The sequence below is a fragment of the Streptomyces sp. NPDC001796 genome, from assembly GCF_042892355.1.
Lineage (GTDB): Bacteria > Actinomycetota > Actinomycetes > Streptomycetales > Streptomycetaceae > Streptomyces.
In genome coordinates this window covers 30604-47914 of sequence record NZ_JBIAUC010000012.1, presented here as the reverse complement: position 1 = coordinate 47914, position 17311 = coordinate 30604, and the positions used below count along the sequence as shown (strand labels likewise).

Below are 17311 nucleotides of genomic sequence, written 5' to 3'. Positions count from 1 at the left end.
CTGCCCGCTCCCGGGCTCCGGGTCACCGGAAGGCGTCGAGCCCGGTGAGCGCCTTGCCCAGCACGAGCTGGTGCATTTCGACGGTGCCCTCGTAGGTGAGCACCGACTCCAGGTTGGTGGCGTGCCGCATCACGGGGTACTCGAGCGAGATCCCGTTGGCGCCGAGGATCGTGCGCGCGGTGCGGCAGATCTCGATGGCCTCGCGGACGTTGTTGAGCTTGCCGAAGCTGACCTGTTCGGGACGCAGCCGGCCGGCGTCCATGCGCCGCCCCAGATGGTGGGCGAGCAGAATCCCCTTGTGCAGTTCCACCGCCATGTCGGCGAGCTTGGCCTGGGTGAGCTGGAACCCTCCGATGGGCCTGCCGAACTGTTCCCTGCTCTTCGCGTACTCCACGGCGGCCTCGAAACACGACCGGGCGGCCCCCATGGCACCCCACACGATCCCGTAGCGGGCGTGGGAGAGACAGCTGAGCGGTCCCTTGAGTCCGGCGACACCGGGGAGTACGGCGTCGGCGGGAAGCCGTACGTCGTCCAGGACCAGCTCGCTGGTGACGGAAGCGCGCAGGGACCACTTGTGCTTGATCTCCGGGGCGGAGAAGCCCGGGCTGTCGGTGGGGACGACGAACCCGCGGATGCCGTCGTCGGTGCGCGCCCACACGACGGCGACACCGGCGACGGAGCCGTTGGTGATCCACATCTTGCGGCCGCTCAGGACCCAGTCGGTGCCGTCGCGCTTGGCGTACGTCCGCATCGAGGCCGGGTCGGAGCCGTGGTCGGGTTCGGTGAGCCCGAAGCAGCCGATGACCTCCCCGGCGGCCATGCGCGGCAGCCACTGCTGCTTCTGCTCCTCGCTGCCGTAGCGGTGGATGGCGTACATGGCGAGGGAGCCCTGCACGGAGACCAGGGACCGGATGCCGGAGTCCGCGGCCTCCAGTTCCAGGCAGGCGAGCCCGTACTGCACGGCGCCGGCTCCCGCACACCCGTAGCCGCTGAGGGACATACCGAGGGCGCCGATGCCGCCCAGCTCACGGGCGAGCTCGCGGATGCCGGGCAGCTCCCCCTTCTCGTACCAGTCGGCGACGTGGGGCAGCACGCGGTCCGCCGCCCAGGTCCGTACGGTGTCGCGGATGGCGCGGTCCTCGGCGTCCAGCAGGTCGTCGATCCCCAGCGGGTCGGCCGGGTCGAAGGGCGGCAACGTCGAGGACGCGGTCATGGGGGCAGCCTCCGTGACACTGAAAACTAACAGCGCTAGCCAGGGTTGGACGGGGCCGACGCTACGTCGCGGTGCGCTCCACGTCCAGTACCGGGCCGGACACCCCCGGGCACCTCGTCGCCCAGGGGTGGGCAGCGCACCGGTTACGCCGAGACGCGGGTGTCGGCGGCCTCGCGCGATGTCGGCACCCCGACCGGAGACGCCTCACAGTGCATCACCCTCGGGAGCCTCACCGCCATCAACGCCCCCAGCAGCAACAGCCCCGCGCTCACCAGCAGCGTCACATGCAGACCGTGCACGAAGGAGTCCCGCGCGGCGTGGCGCAGTGCGGCCCCCCGCGCACCGCCCAGCCGGTCCGCCACTTCGTACGCCTCCCCCAGCGAGTGCCCCGCCGCCCGTGACGCCCCCGCCGGGACTCCTGGCACCGAGGACAGCCCGGGCGCGTACGCCGCGTTCATCACGCTGCCCAGCAGCGCGATGCCGATGCCCGCGCCCAGCTGGTACGACGTCTCGCCGATCGCCGCCGCGCCACCGGACTGCTCCTGCGGCGCCTCGCTCAGCATCGACTCGTACGCCGCGAACAGCGTGGTCTCCAGTCCGAAGCCCAGCAGGACGAAACCGGACAGCAGCAGTGCCGGGTCGTCCTCCGCGCCCATCGCCGTCAGCAGGAGCACCGCCCCGGCCGTGAGGCAGAAGCCGACGGCGACCATCCGGCGCGGGCCGAACCGGTGCAGCAGCTGGGCGCCCACCAGGCCCGCCGCCATCGCCGCGAACGTCAGCGGCAGCAGCCTGAGGCCCGTCTGCAGCGGCGACAGACGCAGCACCAGTTGCAGGTACTGCGCCGCGATCAGCTCCAGACCGACCAGCGCGAGCATCGCCAGCACGATGCACCCCACCGATGTGCTGAACGCCGGACGCGCGAACATCCTCAGGTCCACCAGGGGGTGTGCCCGGCGTCGCTGCCGCCGTACGAAACCCACCAGCAGGACCGCTCCCACCAGCAGCGGCAGCAGTGTGACCGGGCCGAACGGCGGCTCACCGCCGCCGAGCCGCTTAACTCCGAGCACCAGCCCGAAGAGACCGCCCGCCGCCATGAGCGCACCCACGACGTCCCACGGGCCGTCCCGCTCGCCCCTCGACTCGGGCAGCAGCAGCCGTCCGACCGGCAGACTGACCAGCATCAGCGGGATGTTGATCAGGAAGACCGAGCCCCACCAGAAGTGCTCGAGCAGGAAGCCGCCGAGCAGCGGACCGACCGCCGCGCCCACGGCGGCCACCGCGCTCCAGATGCCGATCGCCAGCGCCCGCTCGCGCCGGTCGGGGAACACCTGGCGCAGGATGGACAGCGTCGCCGGCATGATCATCGCGCCGCCCACGCCGAGCAGCGCCCGGGCCCCGATCAGTACCTGGGCGTCGTGGGCGAGGGCGGCGACGCCGGAGGCGACACCGAAGAGTGCGTAGCCGAGCAGCAGGACGCGTCTGCGGCCGATCCGGTCACCCAGCGTGCCGAAGAGAATCAGCAGCGAGGCACAGACGAGCGGATAGATGTCGACGATCCAGAGCAGTTCGATCGCGCCGGGCTTGAGGTCCTCGGTGACAGCGGGCATCGCCACGTGCAGCACGGTCGCGTCGAGGGCGACGAGCAGCAGGCTCACACAGAGGACGACGAGCACGACCCAGCGGTTGGCACCCGCCCCGGCCGTCCTACGGCGCAGCCGAGCGGCGGCCGTGGTCGTCCCGGACATGTACGTACCTCCCAGATGGTCCCTCGCTTCGGCGGATCCACGGGGTGGGGAGGTCCCCGCGGTAGCGGCCGGGAGGAGCGGTACTCCGGGCCCACGCAACGAAGCGAGCGAGTGAGTGGTCAGCGTACGCGAGTTCCCCCGGCCGTCGCGTGGCAGACCTCTCACGTTCTCCTGGGGGAGAGTGTGGTATGGGCCACGCCTCCCCCGGTCCACCACGCGCGGATGACCGCTCCGGTTCCGTACGGCACCGATAATCGAGCGCGTGACCGATCTTGCAACGCGCCCGGTGCCGCCGCCCACCGGCACCGTGCGCCGGGCCGCCCCCGCCCTCGCGGGGTACGCCGCCGTGCGCGCCCTGGGGCTGGTCGTGCTCGCCGTGTGGAGCGCGGCGCGCGGCACGAGCCCGCACACACTGCTCAGCGCCCGTTGGGACTCGCTGTGGTACACCCGGGTCGCCGCGCTCGGTTACGGCTACGAGGTCCGTCTGCCGAACGGCGACGTGCACTCGAACCTCGCGTTCTTCCCGCTGCTGCCCTGGCTGGAGCGGCTCGGCGCGGCACTCACCCCGCTGTCCTACGCCGACGCGGGCCTGGCCGTCTCGACGCTCGCCTCGCTCGCCGCGGCCTGGGGGATCTTCGCCGTCGCGGACCATGTGCACGGGCGCCGCGTCGGGGTCTGCGCGGTGCTGGTGTGGGCGGTGCTGCCGGTCGGAATCGTGCAGTCGACGGCCTACAGCGAGTCCTTGTTCACGGCGCTGGCCGCCTGGGCGCTGTACGCGGTGCTGACGGACCGCTGGGTGAGTGCGGGCGTGCTCGCGTCGCTGGCGGGCCTGACCCGTCCGGTCGGTGTGGCCGTGGTGGCGGCCGTGTGGGTGGCGGCGATCCGTTCGTACGTGCGCGACCGGGGCGTGCCGGCGGTGGACGGGCGGTCCGACGGCCCGGTCCGCCGGGCGCCGGGGATGTTCCTCGCCCCGCTCGGCGCCGCCGGGTACGTCCTCTGGGTCGGTCATCGCACCGGCCGGGGCCCGCTCGGCTATCTCGACGTCCAGGCGGGCTGGCGCAACGGCTTCGACGGCGGCTACGCCTTCGCGCGCTTCGCCGCCGCCAAGTTCACGTCCCCGGCCGCGGTGCCGGCCGGCGTGGGTCTGGTGGCCGGGGTCGCGTTGATCGTCTGGTTGTACGTGGTGTGCGTACGGCAGGGCCAGCCACTGCCGTTGCTCGTGTACACGGGCGTGGTCACGGCGCTAGCGCTCGGCGCGGCAAGCTACTTCGGGTCGAAACCGCGCCTCCTGATGCCCGCCTTCCCCCTGCTGCTGCCCCTCGCCCGCGCTCTCGCCCGGGGACGGACATGGACGTCGGTGTCGGTGCTCGGCGGTGTCGCGGTGGCATCGGCCGTCTACGGAGCGTGGTGGCTGAACGGCTCCGGTCCCCTGTGATCCACTCCGCGACCGACGGTGATCGGCCGGGGAATTGAGCCCCAGCATTCGGTGAACGAATAGATAAGGGCCATAAACGCGGACCCCCGAAGATCAATGGAATTGAAGGCCACTCCTCGCAGCTCATTGCGGAATCCGTTGAAATAAACGCCCTGTTGAGAGGAATCCCACATCACATCGTCATCACAACCCCAGTGATTCGGGCGGGTTCACCGCTCACCCGCTGTAACGTCGATTGAGTGCGTACCGAACGAAAGCTGAGCCGTTGGGAGCGGGTCTTCGCCCGGTTGGACCGTGAGCCGAGCCGACCGGCCCACATTGACGTGCCCAGGATGAGCCGGCACCGAGTGGTTCTCTTCTCGGCAACTCTGGCCTTCTACTTGGCGATCGTGTGGGCCGTCGTCGTCTCCTCCTGGCTGGTCCGGCTCGACTGGCAGGTCATGTTCTTCCGGCCGTACCAGCAGTGGCCGCAGATCCACGCGTTCCTCGACTACTACGTGGTGCTCGGCCAGCGCGGCCCCACCGCGGTGATGGTCGCGGCCTGGCTCGGCTGGCGCTCCTGGCGGCAGCACACCCTGCGCCCGCTGCTCACCCTGGCCACGGCGCTGCTGCTGCTCAACATCACGGTCGGTGCCGCCAAGTACGGCATGGGCCGTCTCGGACCGCACTACGCGACCATGATCGGGTCGAACGAGATGTGGCGCGGCGGCGATATATTCCCCTCCGGTCACACCGCGAACGCCGTGGTGACCTGGGGCATCCTCGCCTATCTGGCCTCCACGCCGCGAGCCAGACGCTGGCTGTCCGCGCTCTCCGCGGTGACCTCCCTGGGGGTCGGCATGACCACCGTCTACCTCGGCACGCACTGGCTGAGCGACGTGCTCCTCGGCTGGGCCGCGGGCCTGCTGATCCTGCTGGCGCTGCCCTGGTTCGAGTCGCCGATCGCGACCGCCGAGGTCCGCATCCTGGCGCTGAGGGACCGCCTGCGCACCCGCCGTGCCGCCCCGGCGCCCGCTCCGGCCCCGGTCGGCGCCCCCTCGCTGGTCGTGCCCCCGCGCGCCGCCGGGGAGCCGGCGCCCGTGTTGGAGCCGGTGACCGCCGGCCGGGCGTCCCGCTCACCGGCGTACCTGGCACCGGGACCGCACATGACCCGGGCGGAACGCACTCCGGTCACCCCGGTGGGCAGCCGCCGCCCGCCGCACTCGGACCGCGCCTCGCGCGGCACCGCCTCGGCCCGGCCCCTGGCGGGCGGCTGAGCGACAGCGACGCACCTCGCGGGGACCGGTACGCACACCCGCCTCCCCCCATGACGAAGGCCCCGGCTCGCAGGAGCCGGGGCCTTCGTCATGGGTGCGTGCGGTTCCGTCAGCCCTTCCAGGAGCGCTTGACCCTGCCGTCCTCGACCTCGAAGTTGATCCGTCCGAAGAGGTACTCCATGGTGATGATCGAGCCCGGCGGCAGCGAGCGGACCGTGCGCCAGCCGCGCTCGCGGGCGAGCCGCTCGGCCTGCCCGGCCTCCAGGCCGACGTAACGCTCCGGGGAGTCCTCGGGTTCGGCGTCAGGTGTGGGATGGGGTGCCATGCCGCCACCGTAGGCCGCGGGCTCCCGAGGCGGAAGCCCGGAACGCCACAGGGGGCCCTGATACCTCTCCGATCACGCTTCTGTCACAGGATCACGACACCCGTTTCGCCCCAACGGCGTCACACGTACGGGCGGTTCCGGTCGCGCCGCGCACACCGCCGAACGCAATTCGTGGCTAGCTTGACCACGGTCGGAAGGGGTTTGGAATAACCCCGCAGAAAGCGCAGGCACGCAGTTCACCACTGCTCTTTCCATTCCGATTCCGGGAGAGTCCGCGCCGCCTGACTCCGCATGAGAAACACACGGCTTCAGCACAGAATCCCCGTATGTCTGCGGTCGGAGCCGTCGGCGGCGCGCGCAGCATGACGTGAGCCCGCGGGAGTGCCGAGCCGCGGGCGCCGGCAGGCCCAGGGCGCGACGAGCGAGAGGCAAGCATGGGCACGGACACGGCGCGGGCGATCGCGGGGCCCGTACCGAGGAGGCGGGCCGGAAGGCTGGTCGTCGACTGGCTGACGACCACCGACCACAAGAAGATCGGCCACCTCTATCTGATCACGTCGTTCGGCTTCTTCCTGATCGGCGGCGTCATGGCGCTGCTGATGCGCGCGGAACTGGCCCGGCCCGGCCTGCAGATCATGAGCAACACCCAGTACAACCAGCTGTTCACCCTGCACGGCACGATCATGCTGCTGCTGTTCGCGACCCCGAGCTTCGCGGGCTTCGCGAACGAGATCATGCCACTGCAGATCGGCGCCCCCGATGTGGCGTTCCCGCGGCTGAACATGCTGTCGTACTGGCTGTTCCTGTTCGGCGGGCTGATCGTACTGGGGTCGCTGCTCACGCCGGACGGCGCCGCCGACTTCGGCTGGTTCGCCTACGCCCCGCTCAACAGCCACGAGCACACACCGGGCATCGGCGCCGACCTGTGGATCCTGGGGCTCGCGCTGGCCGGCTTCGGCACGATCCTCGGCGCGGTGAACTTCCTGACGACGATCGTCGGGATGCGCGCGCCGGGGATGACGATGTTCCGGATGCCGATCTTCACCTGGAACACGCTGTTCACGTCGATCCTCGTCCTGATGGCGTTCCCGGTGCTGGCCGCGGCGCTGCTGGTGCTGGAGGCGGACCGGCGGTTCGGCTCGCAGGTGTTCGAGGCCGCGGACGGCGGCGCCATCCTGTGGCAGCACCTGTTCTGGTTCTTCGGCCATCCCGAGGTCTACATCATCGCGCTGCCGTTCTTCGGGATCATCACGGAGATCATCCCGGTCTTCAGCCGCAAGCCGATCTTCGGCTATCTGACGCTGGTCGGCGCCACCATGGCGATCACCGGCCTGTCGATCGTCGTCTGGGCGCACCACATGTTCGCCACGCAGGCGGTGCTGCTGCCGTATTTCTCGTTCATGTCCTTCATGATCGCGGTACCGACGGGGGTGAAGTTCTTCAACTGGAGCGGCACGATGCTCCGGGGCTCGCTGTCGTTCGAGACGCCGATGCTGTGGGCGACCGGCTTTCTGGTGTCGTTTCTGTTCGGCGGGCTGACCGGGGTGATCCTGGCGTCGCCGCCGCTGGACTTCCACGTCACCGACTCGTACTTCGTGGTCGCCCACTTCCACTACGTCGTCTTCGGCACCGTCGTCTTCGCGACCTTCGGCGGCTTCTACTTCTGGTGGCCCAAGTTCACCGGCAGGATGCTCGACGAACGGCTCGGCAAGATCCACTTCTGGACACTGTTCATCGGCTTCCACACCACGTTCCTGGTGCAGCACTGGCTGGGCGCGGAGGGGATGCCGCGCCGGTACGCCGACTATCTGGCCGCCGACGGGTTCACCGCGCTCAACACCGTCTCGACGATCGGCGCGCTGCTGCTCGGCGTGTCGACGCTGCCGTTTCTCTACAACGTGTGGCGCACCGCCCAGTACGCGCCGAAGGTGGAGTCCGACGACCCGTGGGGCTTCGGCCGCTCCCTGGAGTGGGCGACCTCGTGCCCGCCGCCGCGGCACAACTTCGTCACGCTGCCCCGGATCCGCTCGGAGTCCCCGGCGTTCGACCTGCACCATCCGCTGTACGCCGGTCAGGCCCCCCAGCCCGAGCCAGAGCGGCATCAAGCCGGTCCCGAACCGTCCTGATGGTCTCGGTGAGCTCGGCGGGCTCCAGGATCTCGAAGGGGAAGCCGGTCGTCATCACATGAACCACCATCGCCTCGAGGCTCGGGGCCCCGGTGCGCAGCAGACAGCTGACCTCGCTCTCCGCCTCCAGGGTGCCGGCCGACGGGGAGACGCGCTCGGCCGCCTCATGCAGCGGCACCAGCAGCCGTAGGACGGCCCGCGCGGCGTACGCGCGCGTGGAGACGCCGCGCGACACCCACGCGGCCAAGTCGTCGGCCGGCGGTGTGCGCGGGGTGAAGCGGGGGCCGTGCGGCGGCTTGGGGGTTATGCGGTCGACGCGGAAGGTGCGCCAGCCGTCGCGGTCGAGGTCCCAGGCGACCAGGTACCAGCGGCGCTCGGTGCACACCAGGCGGTGCGGCTCGACCGTACGGCGGGTTGCGACGCCGTCGTGATCGCGGTACTCGAAGCGAAGCCGCTCCGCGTCCCGGCACAGGTGGGCCAGCTCCGTGAGGACGCCCGGGTCGACGGGGGACGGCGCGGGCCCGCGCAGCATCGGCACGGTGAAGGCGTTCAGGGCGCCGACGCGGCGGCGCAGTCGGTCGGGGAGCACCTGCTCCAGCTTGGCGAGGGCGCGGACGGAGCTCTCGCCGATGCCCTCGATGCCCTGTCCGGCGGCCGTGCGCAGCCCCACGGCCACGGCGACCGCCTCGTCGTCGTCCAGCAGCAGCGGCGGCAGCTCGGCCCCCGCGCCGAGCTGGTAACCGCCGCCGGTCCCGGGGCTGGCGTTGACGGGGTAGCCGAGGTCGCGCAGCCGTTCCACGTCGCGGCGGACGGTGCGGGGGCTGACGCCCAGCCGCTCCGCGAGGTCGGCCCCGGACCATTCGCGGTGGGCCTGGAGCAGGGACAGCAGACGCAGCAGTCGGGCCGAGGTGTCCAGCATGGGCCCGAGTCTGCCAGCCCTCGCGGACAGCTGCTGTCCGCGAGGTACGGGAGGCAGGTCACCTCACGGCACTGACGGTCACCGACAGGTCGTTGTCGACGGTGTAGTACGGCCAGGCCCACACCTCGCCGTGCCGCGCCCGCACCGCCGCCCTCGGGTAGCGGAAGACCGGCTTCTTGTCCACGACGTCGTCCAGCAGCCGCGCGATCCGCACCCGCGGCCCCTCCTCCCCCGCCGGGCGCAGCCACAGGTCCCAGGTGCCGGGGGCGAGCGGCGCGTAGGGCACGGTGAAGCCGAACTCCGTCTCCCGGGCGGTGACGTCCGCGCGGAGCATCTCCTTGGAGCCGCTCCGCTCGCGGACCTCGGCGTAGGCGTCGGACGCGAGCCCGCTGCCGTACAGCCGGCCGCTCACCGTCAACGCGCCCTGCGCGATCCGCAGTTCTTCCGCCTCGGCGTGCGGGGCGCGCAGCCAGCTGCGGACGGCCAGGGTGCCCTGCCTGGTGGTGTACGGGATGCGGACGGCGATCCGGGCGGCCGTTTCACCGGGCACGCGGTCGACGAGGGACCGCAGGTCGTTGACGCCCGGAACGAGGGGGTGGGGCTCGTCCTCCGCGAACCGTGCGTAGGCGTCCCAGCGGCCCTCGGGCAGATCGACGCTGCTGGGCAGGGCGGCGCGCAGCCGGCCGCCCTCGGCGGGAGCCAGCGGCAGCGCGCACTCCTCGCCGTCGCGGCGGCGCAGCACCAGATGGGCGGGGCCCGCCTCGGCGGTGCCGCCGATGTCGAAGGTCAGTCCCCCCGCTGTGTCGGCGACGCAGTCGGCTGACACGGGCAGGGCGGCGCCTGGGGCCTCGGTCATCATGCGGGGCGCCCCCTTCTCAGTGCGTGCACCCGGCCTCCCGAACTGTCCGGGCGCCACCGAGCGGCGCCGCCCGGATGCGGTGGACCGAGCCGCGCAGCCGGACGGGGCGGGGGCGGGGCCGGTGAATGCGGTACACCGCGACAGGTGGCGTGCACACCGCCCCGGCCGAGCCGGCCCTCCGCCTCCTCTCAGCCTCCCACGGACGGGCGGCCCGTGCGCGTCGTCGGAAGCGGGGCCGGCTGCTCCCGGCCACGGTGAGCGGCGGCCCGTCGGCCGTGCACGAACGCGTCGGGCCCCGACGTCCCGCTGTGACGTCGGGGCCCGAGGGGCGGGCGCGGTCAGAGTTCGAGTCGCTGCCCGGGAACGATCAGGTCGGGGTCGCCGCCGATGACCGCCTTGTTGCGCTCGTACAGCCGCTGCCAGGTGGTGCCGTGCCGCTCGGCGATGCCGCTGAGCGTGTCGCCCTGGCGCACGGTGTAGTCACCGCGGGACGCGCTGCGGTTGACGTGGCCCGTCGAGCGCTGCGGCGCCTTCCACGACTGCTTCGCGGGGGCGGACTCGGTGGTGGCCGCCTTCGAGGAGGAGCGGGTGCTCACCTCTGCGCCCGACGCGGCGGGCGCGCTGCCGTAGGCTCCGGCGCGCTGCGAGCAGACCGGCCAGGCGCCCCAGCCCTGGGCCTGCTGGACCTTGGTGGCGACGGCGATCTGCGCCTGCCGGGAGGCCTGGTCGGCGGTCGGGGCGTAGGCCGTGCCGCCGTACGCACGCCAGGTGCCGGCGGAGAACTGCAGTCCTCCGTAGTAGCCGTTGCCGGTGTTGATGTGCCAGTTCCCGCCGCTTTCGCACTGGGCGATGCGGTCCCACACTCCACCGTCGGCCGCGGCGGCGTTGCCGGTCGCGGCGAGCAGTCCGAGCGGGGCGAGCAGGGCCGCGCCGGCGAGGACCGCCGAGTTACGGGTCGTACGAGTCTTACGGGCGTTATCGGCACATTCGGACATGTAATTCCCTCTCCACAGACCCGGATCCCCCAAGGCGAGGCGCGCCGTGCCGCGCATGGAACGCGGTCGTCGCACTCCGCCCCGTCCGCCGGAGGTGGTGCTGCGCGCCGGCTGTGCGGCGCGGCCGGTGGACGTACCCGGGCGGTGCTCGTTGCACACGGCGGAGGAATGTAAGGAGGCCGACGGCCCGGAATCAACCAACTCCATGTCATTCCAGGCCAGTTGGCTGTTACCGCGAGTATCGTCGATTTTAGGCCACCCACTTCATTCGCTGATTTCCGGATTTGTCGACCAGCGGACGCGATGGTCTGTGAGTCAGTTCACGGAACCAACTCGCGGGAGACCGAAAGAAGTTGACATGGAGTAACCGATTCCGCGGCGAGCCTCACCCTGCGCGCTCGTCGGTTCGATTGCGTCCGCCTTCGGGCGTGACTCCGGCCACAGATCGTCCGTTGTCATCTTCATGAGCCGGGGACCCCCGGGCTCATGGGCCGGGAGCCACCCGGCACCGTCACGTACCGAATCCCGAGGGAGCCACCCGTGCCGCGCATGCTCGACGTCAGCGACGCCGTACGCGCCGAGATCGGCGACGAAGAAGCCGACCGGCTGCTCGCCGGAGACAACACCCCGGGCAGTTACGACTGCACCTCCTGCCGCACCCCGGGCGATTCCGACCAGGAGCGCACCAGCACCGTCCTGTTCATCGGCGAGGAGACGGCCGTCCTCGCCTTCGCCCACGCCACCTGCCTGCCCTCCCAGGTCGTCCAGGTCACCGAGGAACAGCTCCAGGGCGCCGTCCGATCCATCACCGCCGAGCAGGGGCCCGGCACGGTCGTCCCCGAGCAGGCGGTGCTCGGTGTCACCAGCGGTCTCGTCCTGATCGCCGGAGAGCTGCACCCGGCGCTCGTCGTGGAGCCGACCGCGCCGATCGCGCGCCCGGGCACGACCGGGATCGGCGACGACTTCCTGCCGCTGCTCATCGAGCAGGGCTTCATGCCGCTGACGGCGATCGAGTCGGTGCCGCCGGTGCTGCACGGCTGGTCGGTGCTGCTCGCCGTGGGCCAGCTGCACGCGGTGCTGCAGCCCGGGGCGAACGGCGGGCAGCCGGTGGCATGGTGGCAGGCCCACCAGCCCCTGCAGGTGACGGACGGGTGGCGGGCGGCCGCCAACAAGCACCAGCAGGTGCTGATGTTCGCCGCGCCGGTGGGATCGATCGGGCGTCAGCCGCGCGAGGACCTGCTGCGTGAGGCGCTGGACAGGGCGGCGGCGCACGGCAGGCTCGTGGCCGCGGCGTTGCCGCTGGCGGGCATCTGAGGCCTGGACGGACCCTGTTCAGGGCACCGCCGCTGCCGACGAAGCGGACTAATCGTGCGCATCCCTTGAGCGGCGGGGTCGTTGGCACCTACGTGCACGCATACGACGTCCCCCGCCGCCAGTCCTATCAGCCGATCCGCTCCGGGGCAGCGGCCCAGGCCCCCTCCGCCACGCCGATCTACGACGCGCTCTACGCCGAGTACCTCAGGGCCTTCCGGGCGTGCCCGGGCGACCGCAGCGGCGAGGAGGAGCTGGGCTTCACCGCCTTCTCCGCCTCCCCCCAGCACGGGACCGGGCACCTGGCCGTCCAGCACGGCCACACGGCCTCGGCGGCCAGCGTCTGGCAGCAGGTGGCGCGGCACGCACGCGGCACGCACCACGTCCCGGCGCTGCCGCCCGCACCACGCAGGGGACTGTGAGCGGGGCGGCTGAGGACGCGGAACACGCAAAGGGCCGGCCTCCGTCGGAGGCCGGCCCTTTGCGCACTTCACGATGTCACTTCTTCTTGCCGCGCTTCTCGCGCACGCGGACCGAGATATGGATCGGCGTCCCCTCGAAGCCGAACTCCTCGCGCAGCCGCCGCTCGATGAACCGGCGGTAGCCCGCCTCGATGAAGCCGGAGGCGAAGAGCACGAACCGCGGGGGCTTGGTGCCCGCCTGGGTGCCGAAGAGGATGCGCGGCTGCTTGCCGCCCCGGACCGGGTGCGGGTGCGCGGACACCAGCTCGCCGAGGAACGCGTTGAGGCGGCCCGTCGGCACCCGGGTCTCCCAGCCCTCCAGGGCGGTCTCGATCGCCGGGACCAGCTTCTCCATGTGGCGGCCGGTGCGCGCCGAGACGTTCACGCGCGGCGCCCACGCCACCTGGCCCAGCTCGGTCTCGATCTCCCGCTCCAGGTAGTAGCGGCGCTCCTCGTCGAGGGTGTCCCACTTGTTGAAGGCGAGGACGAGCGCACGGCCCGCCTCCACCGCCATGGTGACGATGCGCTGGTCCTGGACGGAGATGGACTCGGCGGCGTCGATGAGGACGACCGCGACCTCCGCCTTCTCGACGGCGGCGGCGGTGCGCAGCGAGGCGTAGTAGTCGGCGCCCTGCTGGAGGTGCACCCGCTTGCGGATGCCGGCCGTGTCGACGAACTTCCAGGTCTTGCCACCGAGTTCGATCAGCTCGTCGACCGGGTCGCGGGTGGTGCCCGCGAGCTCGTTGACGACGACGCGCTCCTCGCCGGCGACCTTGTTCAGCAGTGAGGACTTGCCGACGTTCGGGCGGCCGATCAGGGCGACGCGGCGCGGTCCGCCGACCCCGGCGGCGCCGAAGGTCTGGGCGGGCGCCTCGGGCAGGGCCTCGAGGACGGCGTCCAGCATGTCGCCGGTGCCACGGCCGTGCAGCGCCGAGACCGGGTACGGCTCGCCGAGGCCGAGGTTCCAGAGGTACGCCGCGTCGGCCTCTCCGCTCGGGCCGTCGACCTTGTTGGCGGCCAGCACCACGGGCTTGCCCGCCTTGCGCAGCAGCCGGACGACCGCCTCGTCGGTGTCGGTGGCGCCGACCTTGGCGTCGACGACGAACACGACCGCGTCGGCGGCCTCGATCGCGTACTCGGCCTGTGCGGCCACGGAGGCGTCGATGCCGAGGACGTCCTGCTCCCAGCCGCCGGTGTCGACGACCTTGAAGCGGCGGCCCGCCCACTCGGCCTCGTAGGTGACGCGGTCGCGGGTGACGCCGGGCTTGTCCTCGACGACGGCCTCACGGCGGCCGATGATGCGGTTCACCAGGGTCGACTTGCCGACATTGGGGCGGCCGACGACGGCGAGCACCGGGAGCGGGCCGTGTCCGGCCTCCTCGATGGCGCCCTCGACGTCCTCGAGGTCGAAGCCCTCCTCCGCGGCGAGCTCCATGAACTCCGCGTACTCGGCGTCGCCGAGCGCCCCGTGCTCGTACTCGTGCTCGGCCGAGCCGTCGGGCTGGATCTGGTCGTTCATGAAGTCCGTACCTCGTTCATCGTGGTGATCGGTGGAGCACCGCGCCTACAGTGATCCACTACTCGAGTGTCGCCTAGCACCCGGTCGAACGCCTGGCGTTTTCCAGGTGCTCGGTGAGCTGCTTCTGGATGCGCAGGGTCGCCTCGTCCAGCGCCCTGCGCGTACGCCGCCCGCTTCCGTCGCCCGCCTGGAACGGATCGCCGAAGACGACGTCGATGCGGCTGCGCAGCGGGGGCAGCCCCTTTATCAACCGTCCCCGCCGCTCGGAACTTCCCAGCACCGCGACCGGGACGATCGGCGCCCCGCTGCGGACCGCGAAGTAGGCGAGCCCGGCGCGCAGCGAGGTGAAGTCGCCCCCGCCGCGGGTGCCCTCGGGGAAGATGCCGAGGACTCCCCCGTTCTGGAGCACGCCGAGCGCCTGGGTGACGGCCGTTCGGTCGGTGGACGTGCGGTCCACCTTCAGCTGGCCGATGCCGCGCAGGAAGGGGTCCAGGAGGCCGACGAACGCCTCCTTCTTGATCAGGAAATGCGTCGGCCTGGGCGCCACGCCCATGACCATGGGCCCGTCGATGTTGTGGGAGTGGTTCACGGCGAGGATCACCGGGCCGCTCGCGGGCACCCTCCACGCGCCGAGCACGCGCGGCTTCCACAGCCCGTACATCAGCGGGACGCCGATGCGCCGCCCGACTTCGGCGCTGCGCACGGAAGGAACCTCGGTCACTTCCCGGCCCGCTTCTCCTCGACGAGGGTGACGACGCACTCGATGACCTGCTGGAGGGTGAGGTCGGTGGTGTCCACCTCGACCGCGTCGTCCGCCTTGGCGAGCGGGGAGGTCTTGCGGCTGGAGTCGGCCGTGTCCCGCTTGATCAGCGCCTCACGGGTGGCGTGCAGGTCCGCACCCTTCAGCTCGCCGTTGCGGCGGGCGGCGCGTGCCTCCGGGGAGGCGGTGAGGAAGATCTTCAGGTCGGCGTCGGGCAGCACGGTCGTGCCGATGTCACGGCCCTCGACGACGATGCCGTTCTCGGCGGAGGCGGCCAGCGAGCGCTGCAGCTCGGTGATCCGGGCCCGCACCTCGGGCACCGCGCTGACCGCGCTGACCTTGGAGGAGACCTCCGGGGAGCGGATCGGCCCGGAGACGTCCGTGCCGTCCACGGTGATGGTGGGGGCCTTGGGGTCGGTGCCGGAGACGATCTCCGGCTTGCCGGCCACCGCCGCGACGGCCGTCGGGTCCGCTATGTCGATGCCGTTGTTCACCATCCACCAGGTGATCGCCCGGTACTGGGCGCCGGTGTCCAGGTAGCTGAGCCCGAGCTGTGCGGCCACGGCCTTCGACGTGCTCGACTTGCCCGTGCCGGCGGGGCCGTCGATGGCGACAATCACTGCCGGGGCGGTCCGGGCGGCGCCGTTTTCCACGGTGGGGACACCTTCCTGGTGCGGTGTGGCGGGTGGGTGGACGGGCGGGACGCGAGGGCGCCCCGCACAAGGTTACTGGCTCGCCGGGCCCGGTATGCCGGGCCCGCTCGCCACCCGGTTGCCGCAGCGCCCGGCGCGGACCCGTGAGCGGTCCTGCGGCCGCACTACTGCCTGATCACCCAGCCACGCTCCCGCAGCGCGGCGCTCAGCACCGGGGCGGCGGTCTGCTCCACCATCAGCTGGACCAGGCCGGCCTGCTGCCCCGTCGCGTGCTCGATGCGGACGTCCTCGATGTTGATCCCGGCCCTACCCGCGTCCGCGAAGATACGGGCCAGCTGGCCGGGCTGGTCGTCGATGAGCACGGCCACGGTCTCGTACGCCCGCGGGGCGCTGCCGTGCTTGCCGGGCACCCGGACCTGCCCGGCGTTGCCGCGGCGCAGCACGTCCTCGATGCCCTCGGTGCCCTCGCGCCGCTTGGCCTCGTCGGAGGACTGCAGGGCCCGCAGGGCCCGGACGGTCTCGTCGAGGTCGGCGGCGATCTCGGAGAGCAGGTCGGCGACCGGGCCCGGGTTGGCGGACAGGATGTCGATCCACATCCGGGGGTCGGAGGCCGCGATCCGGGTCACGTCCCGGATGCCCTGCCCGCACAGCCGTACGGCCGCGTCCTCGGCGTGCTCCAGGCGCGCGGCGACCATGCTGGAGACCAGGTGCGGCATGTGCGAGACGAGTGCGACGGCCCGGTCGTGGGCGTCGGCGTCCATGACGACGGGCACGGCACGGCAGTGCGAGACCAGCTCCAGGGCGAGGTTGAGCACCTCGGTGTCGGTGTCCCGGGTCGGAGTGAGCACCCACGGCCGCCCCTCGAAGAGGTCCCCGCTGGCCGCCAGCGGGCCCGACTTCTCGCGGCCCGACATCGGGTGTGTGCCGATGTACGAGGTCAGGTCGAGGCCGAGCGCCTCCAGCTCGCGGCGCGGTCCCCCCTTGACGCTGGCCACGTCGAGGTAGCCGCGCCCGAGGCCGCGCCGCATGGCGTCGGCGAGCGCGTCGGCCACATGGGCGGGCGGGGCGGCGACGATCACCAGGTCGACGGGGCCCTCGGGCGCCTCGTCGGTCCCGGCTCCGAGCGCGGCGGCCGTACGCGCCTGCTCAGGGTCGTGGTCGGCGAGGTGCACGGTGACCCCGCGGGCGGCGAGCGCCAGGGCGGCGGACGTGCCGATCAGCCCCGTGCCGATGACGAGTGCGGTCCTCACTGGGCGATGTCCTTGCGCAGAGCGGCGGCGGCACCGAGGTAGACATGCGCGATCTCCGCGCGCGGCTTGTCGGACTCGATGTGGGCGAGGATGCGGACGACCCGGGGCATCGCGCCCTCGATGTCCAGTTCCTGGGCGCAGATCAGCGGCACGTCGACGATGCCCAGCTTGCGCGCGGCGGCCGCCGGGAAGTCGCTGTGCAGATCGGGCGTGGCCGTGAACCAGATGCTGATCAGGTCGTCCGTGGTCAGCCCGTTGCGCTCCAGGATGGCGGTTAGCAGGGCACCGACCTGCTCGTCCATGTGCCCGGCCTCGTCCCGCTCGAGCTGAACGGCGCCACGGACCGCTCGTACCGCCACGGTGTTGCTCCTCGCTGATCTACGGAAAACGTCCGGTCACCAGCGTAGTCGGGCCCGCGCCCACGACGGGGCGCGGGCCCGACTGCGCGATCGACCACGACGAAGCCGCAGTCGCCGACCGGCAG

Annotated in this window: 16 protein-coding genes; 5 read left to right on the top strand and 11 right to left on the bottom strand. The window is 71.8% G+C overall.

The genetic code is table 11. The annotated features are described in order from the left end of the window. Nucleotides 1–22: 22 nt before the first annotated feature. Together ACFYZE_RS23520 and ACFYZE_RS23515 are read right to left on the bottom strand one after the other, a co-directional pair. Entirely contained in the window at nucleotides 23–1213 is a 1191-nt protein-coding gene (locus ACFYZE_RS23520; RefSeq protein WP_388997377.1) for an acyl-CoA dehydrogenase family protein, read from the bottom strand. 143 nt (nucleotides 1214–1356) lie between these two features. Further along, complete coding sequence (locus ACFYZE_RS23515; protein WP_388997374.1) at nucleotides 1357–2958, bottom strand: MFS transporter; 1602 nt, start codon at nucleotides 2956–2958, stop codon at nucleotides 1357–1359. Nucleotides 2959–3220: 262 nt separating this feature from the next. Between ACFYZE_RS23515 and ACFYZE_RS23510 the strand changes: the two genes are divergently transcribed. Beyond that, entirely contained in the window at nucleotides 3221–4393 is a 1173-nt protein-coding gene (locus tag ACFYZE_RS23510) for a glycosyltransferase family 39 protein (RefSeq protein WP_388997371.1), read from the top strand. A gap of 239 nt (nucleotides 4394–4632) precedes the next feature. Next, nucleotides 4633–5649, top strand: a complete 1017-nt coding sequence (locus tag ACFYZE_RS23505; protein ID WP_388997369.1) for a phosphatase PAP2 family protein — start codon at nucleotides 4633–4635, stop codon at nucleotides 5647–5649. A gap of 109 nt (nucleotides 5650–5758) precedes the next feature. Here the strand turns inward: ACFYZE_RS23505 and ACFYZE_RS23500 are convergent, their stop codons facing one another. Further along, entirely contained in the window at nucleotides 5759–5974 is a 216-nt protein-coding gene (locus ACFYZE_RS23500) for an I78 family peptidase inhibitor (protein ID WP_388997366.1), read from the bottom strand. Between the two features lie 434 nt (nucleotides 5975–6408). Here ACFYZE_RS23500 and ctaD point away from each other — a divergent pair, with 434 nt between their 5' ends. Then, a complete protein-coding gene (gene ctaD / locus ACFYZE_RS23495) occupies nucleotides 6409–8100 on the top strand; it encodes a cytochrome c oxidase subunit I (RefSeq protein ID WP_388997363.1) in 1692 nt (563 codons plus the stop codon). On the opposite strand, the gene ACFYZE_RS23490 is transcribed toward ctaD, so the two are convergent. The 3 genes from ACFYZE_RS23490 to ACFYZE_RS23480 all read right to left on the bottom strand — a co-directional run bounded on the left by ACFYZE_RS23490 (nucleotide 7982) and on the right by ACFYZE_RS23480 (nucleotide 10873). Beyond that, complete coding sequence (locus ACFYZE_RS23490; protein WP_388997360.1) at nucleotides 7982–9019, bottom strand: helix-turn-helix transcriptional regulator; 1038 nt, start codon at nucleotides 9017–9019, stop codon at nucleotides 7982–7984. The two genes, ctaD and ACFYZE_RS23490, sit on opposite strands and share 119 nt — an antisense overlap. Before the next feature lie 58 nt (nucleotides 9020–9077). Then, the gene (locus ACFYZE_RS23485; protein WP_388997728.1) at nucleotides 9078–9875 is read right to left on the bottom strand and encodes a hypothetical protein; all 798 of its coding nucleotides are present in this window, start codon (nucleotides 9873–9875) and stop codon (nucleotides 9078–9080) included. A gap of 341 nt (nucleotides 9876–10216) precedes the next feature. Beyond that, on the bottom strand, nucleotides 10217–10873 hold the full coding sequence (locus tag ACFYZE_RS23480; protein WP_388997357.1) for a transglycosylase family protein: 657 nt from the start codon (nucleotides 10871–10873) through the stop codon (nucleotides 10217–10219). A gap of 540 nt (nucleotides 10874–11413) precedes the next feature. On the opposite strand from ACFYZE_RS23480, the gene ACFYZE_RS23475 reads away from it, so the two are divergent. Together ACFYZE_RS23475 and ACFYZE_RS23470 are read left to right on the top strand one after the other, a co-directional pair. Next, entirely contained in the window at nucleotides 11414–12187 is a 774-nt protein-coding gene (locus ACFYZE_RS23475; RefSeq protein WP_388997354.1) for a hypothetical protein, read from the top strand. Between the two features lie 92 nt (nucleotides 12188–12279). Further along, complete coding sequence (locus tag ACFYZE_RS23470; RefSeq protein ID WP_388997725.1) at nucleotides 12280–12606, top strand: hypothetical protein; 327 nt, start codon at nucleotides 12280–12282, stop codon at nucleotides 12604–12606. Between the two features lie 76 nt (nucleotides 12607–12682). On the opposite strand, the gene der is transcribed toward ACFYZE_RS23470, so the two are convergent. From der to aroH, 5 genes are all read right to left on the bottom strand, one after another. Further along, on the bottom strand, nucleotides 12683–14164 hold the full coding sequence (der, locus tag ACFYZE_RS23465) for a ribosome biogenesis GTPase Der (protein ID WP_388997351.1): 1482 nt from the start codon (nucleotides 14162–14164) through the stop codon (nucleotides 12683–12685). Nucleotides 14165–14237: 73 nt separating this feature from the next. After that, complete coding sequence (locus ACFYZE_RS23460) at nucleotides 14238–14885, bottom strand: lysophospholipid acyltransferase family protein (RefSeq protein ID WP_388997348.1); 648 nt, start codon at nucleotides 14883–14885, stop codon at nucleotides 14238–14240. Continuing rightward, on the bottom strand, nucleotides 14882–15577 hold the full coding sequence (cmk, locus tag ACFYZE_RS23455) for a (d)CMP kinase (protein WP_388997345.1): 696 nt from the start codon (nucleotides 15575–15577) through the stop codon (nucleotides 14882–14884). The genes ACFYZE_RS23460 and cmk overlap by 4 nt, the downstream gene beginning before the upstream one ends. Nucleotides 15578–15741: 164 nt before the next feature. Further along, nucleotides 15742–16827: a prephenate dehydrogenase gene (locus ACFYZE_RS23450; protein ID WP_388997342.1), complete on the bottom strand. Its 1086-nt coding sequence runs from the start codon at nucleotides 16825–16827 to the stop codon at nucleotides 15742–15744. Then, nucleotides 16824–17186 (bottom strand): chorismate mutase, encoded by a 363-nt coding sequence (gene aroH / locus ACFYZE_RS23445; RefSeq protein ID WP_263229154.1) that lies wholly within the window; start codon nucleotides 17184–17186, stop codon nucleotides 16824–16826. The genes ACFYZE_RS23450 and aroH overlap by 4 nt, the downstream gene beginning before the upstream one ends. Nucleotides 17187–17311 lie beyond the last annotated feature (125 nt).

Bases quoted from the DNA above. Each gene is read 5' to 3' on its own strand.
- ACFYZE_RS23520 (WP_388997377.1), bottom strand. From the start codon at position 1,213: ATGACCGCGTCCTCGACGTTGCCGCCCTTCGACCCGGCCGACCCGCTG.
- ACFYZE_RS23515 (WP_388997374.1), bottom strand. From the start codon at position 2,958: ATGTCCGGGACGACCACGGCCGCCGCTCGGCTGCGCCGTAGGACGGCC.
- ACFYZE_RS23500 (WP_388997366.1), bottom strand. From the start codon at position 5,974: ATGGCACCCCATCCCACACCTGACGCCGAACCCGAGGACTCCCCGGAG.
- ctaD (WP_388997363.1), top strand. From the start codon at position 6,409: ATGGGCACGGACACGGCGCGGGCGATCGCGGGGCCCGTACCGAGGAGG.
- ACFYZE_RS23490 (WP_388997360.1), bottom strand. From the start codon at position 9,019: ATGCTGGACACCTCGGCCCGACTGCTGCGTCTGCTGTCCCTGCTCCAG.
- ACFYZE_RS23485 (WP_388997728.1), bottom strand. From the start codon at position 9,875: ATGACCGAGGCCCCAGGCGCCGCCCTGCCCGTGTCAGCCGACTGCGTC.
- ACFYZE_RS23480 (WP_388997357.1), bottom strand. From the start codon at position 10,873: ATGTCCGAATGTGCCGATAACGCCCGTAAGACTCGTACGACCCGTAAC.
- der (WP_388997351.1), bottom strand. From the start codon at position 14,164: ATGAACGACCAGATCCAGCCCGACGGCTCGGCCGAGCACGAGTACGAG.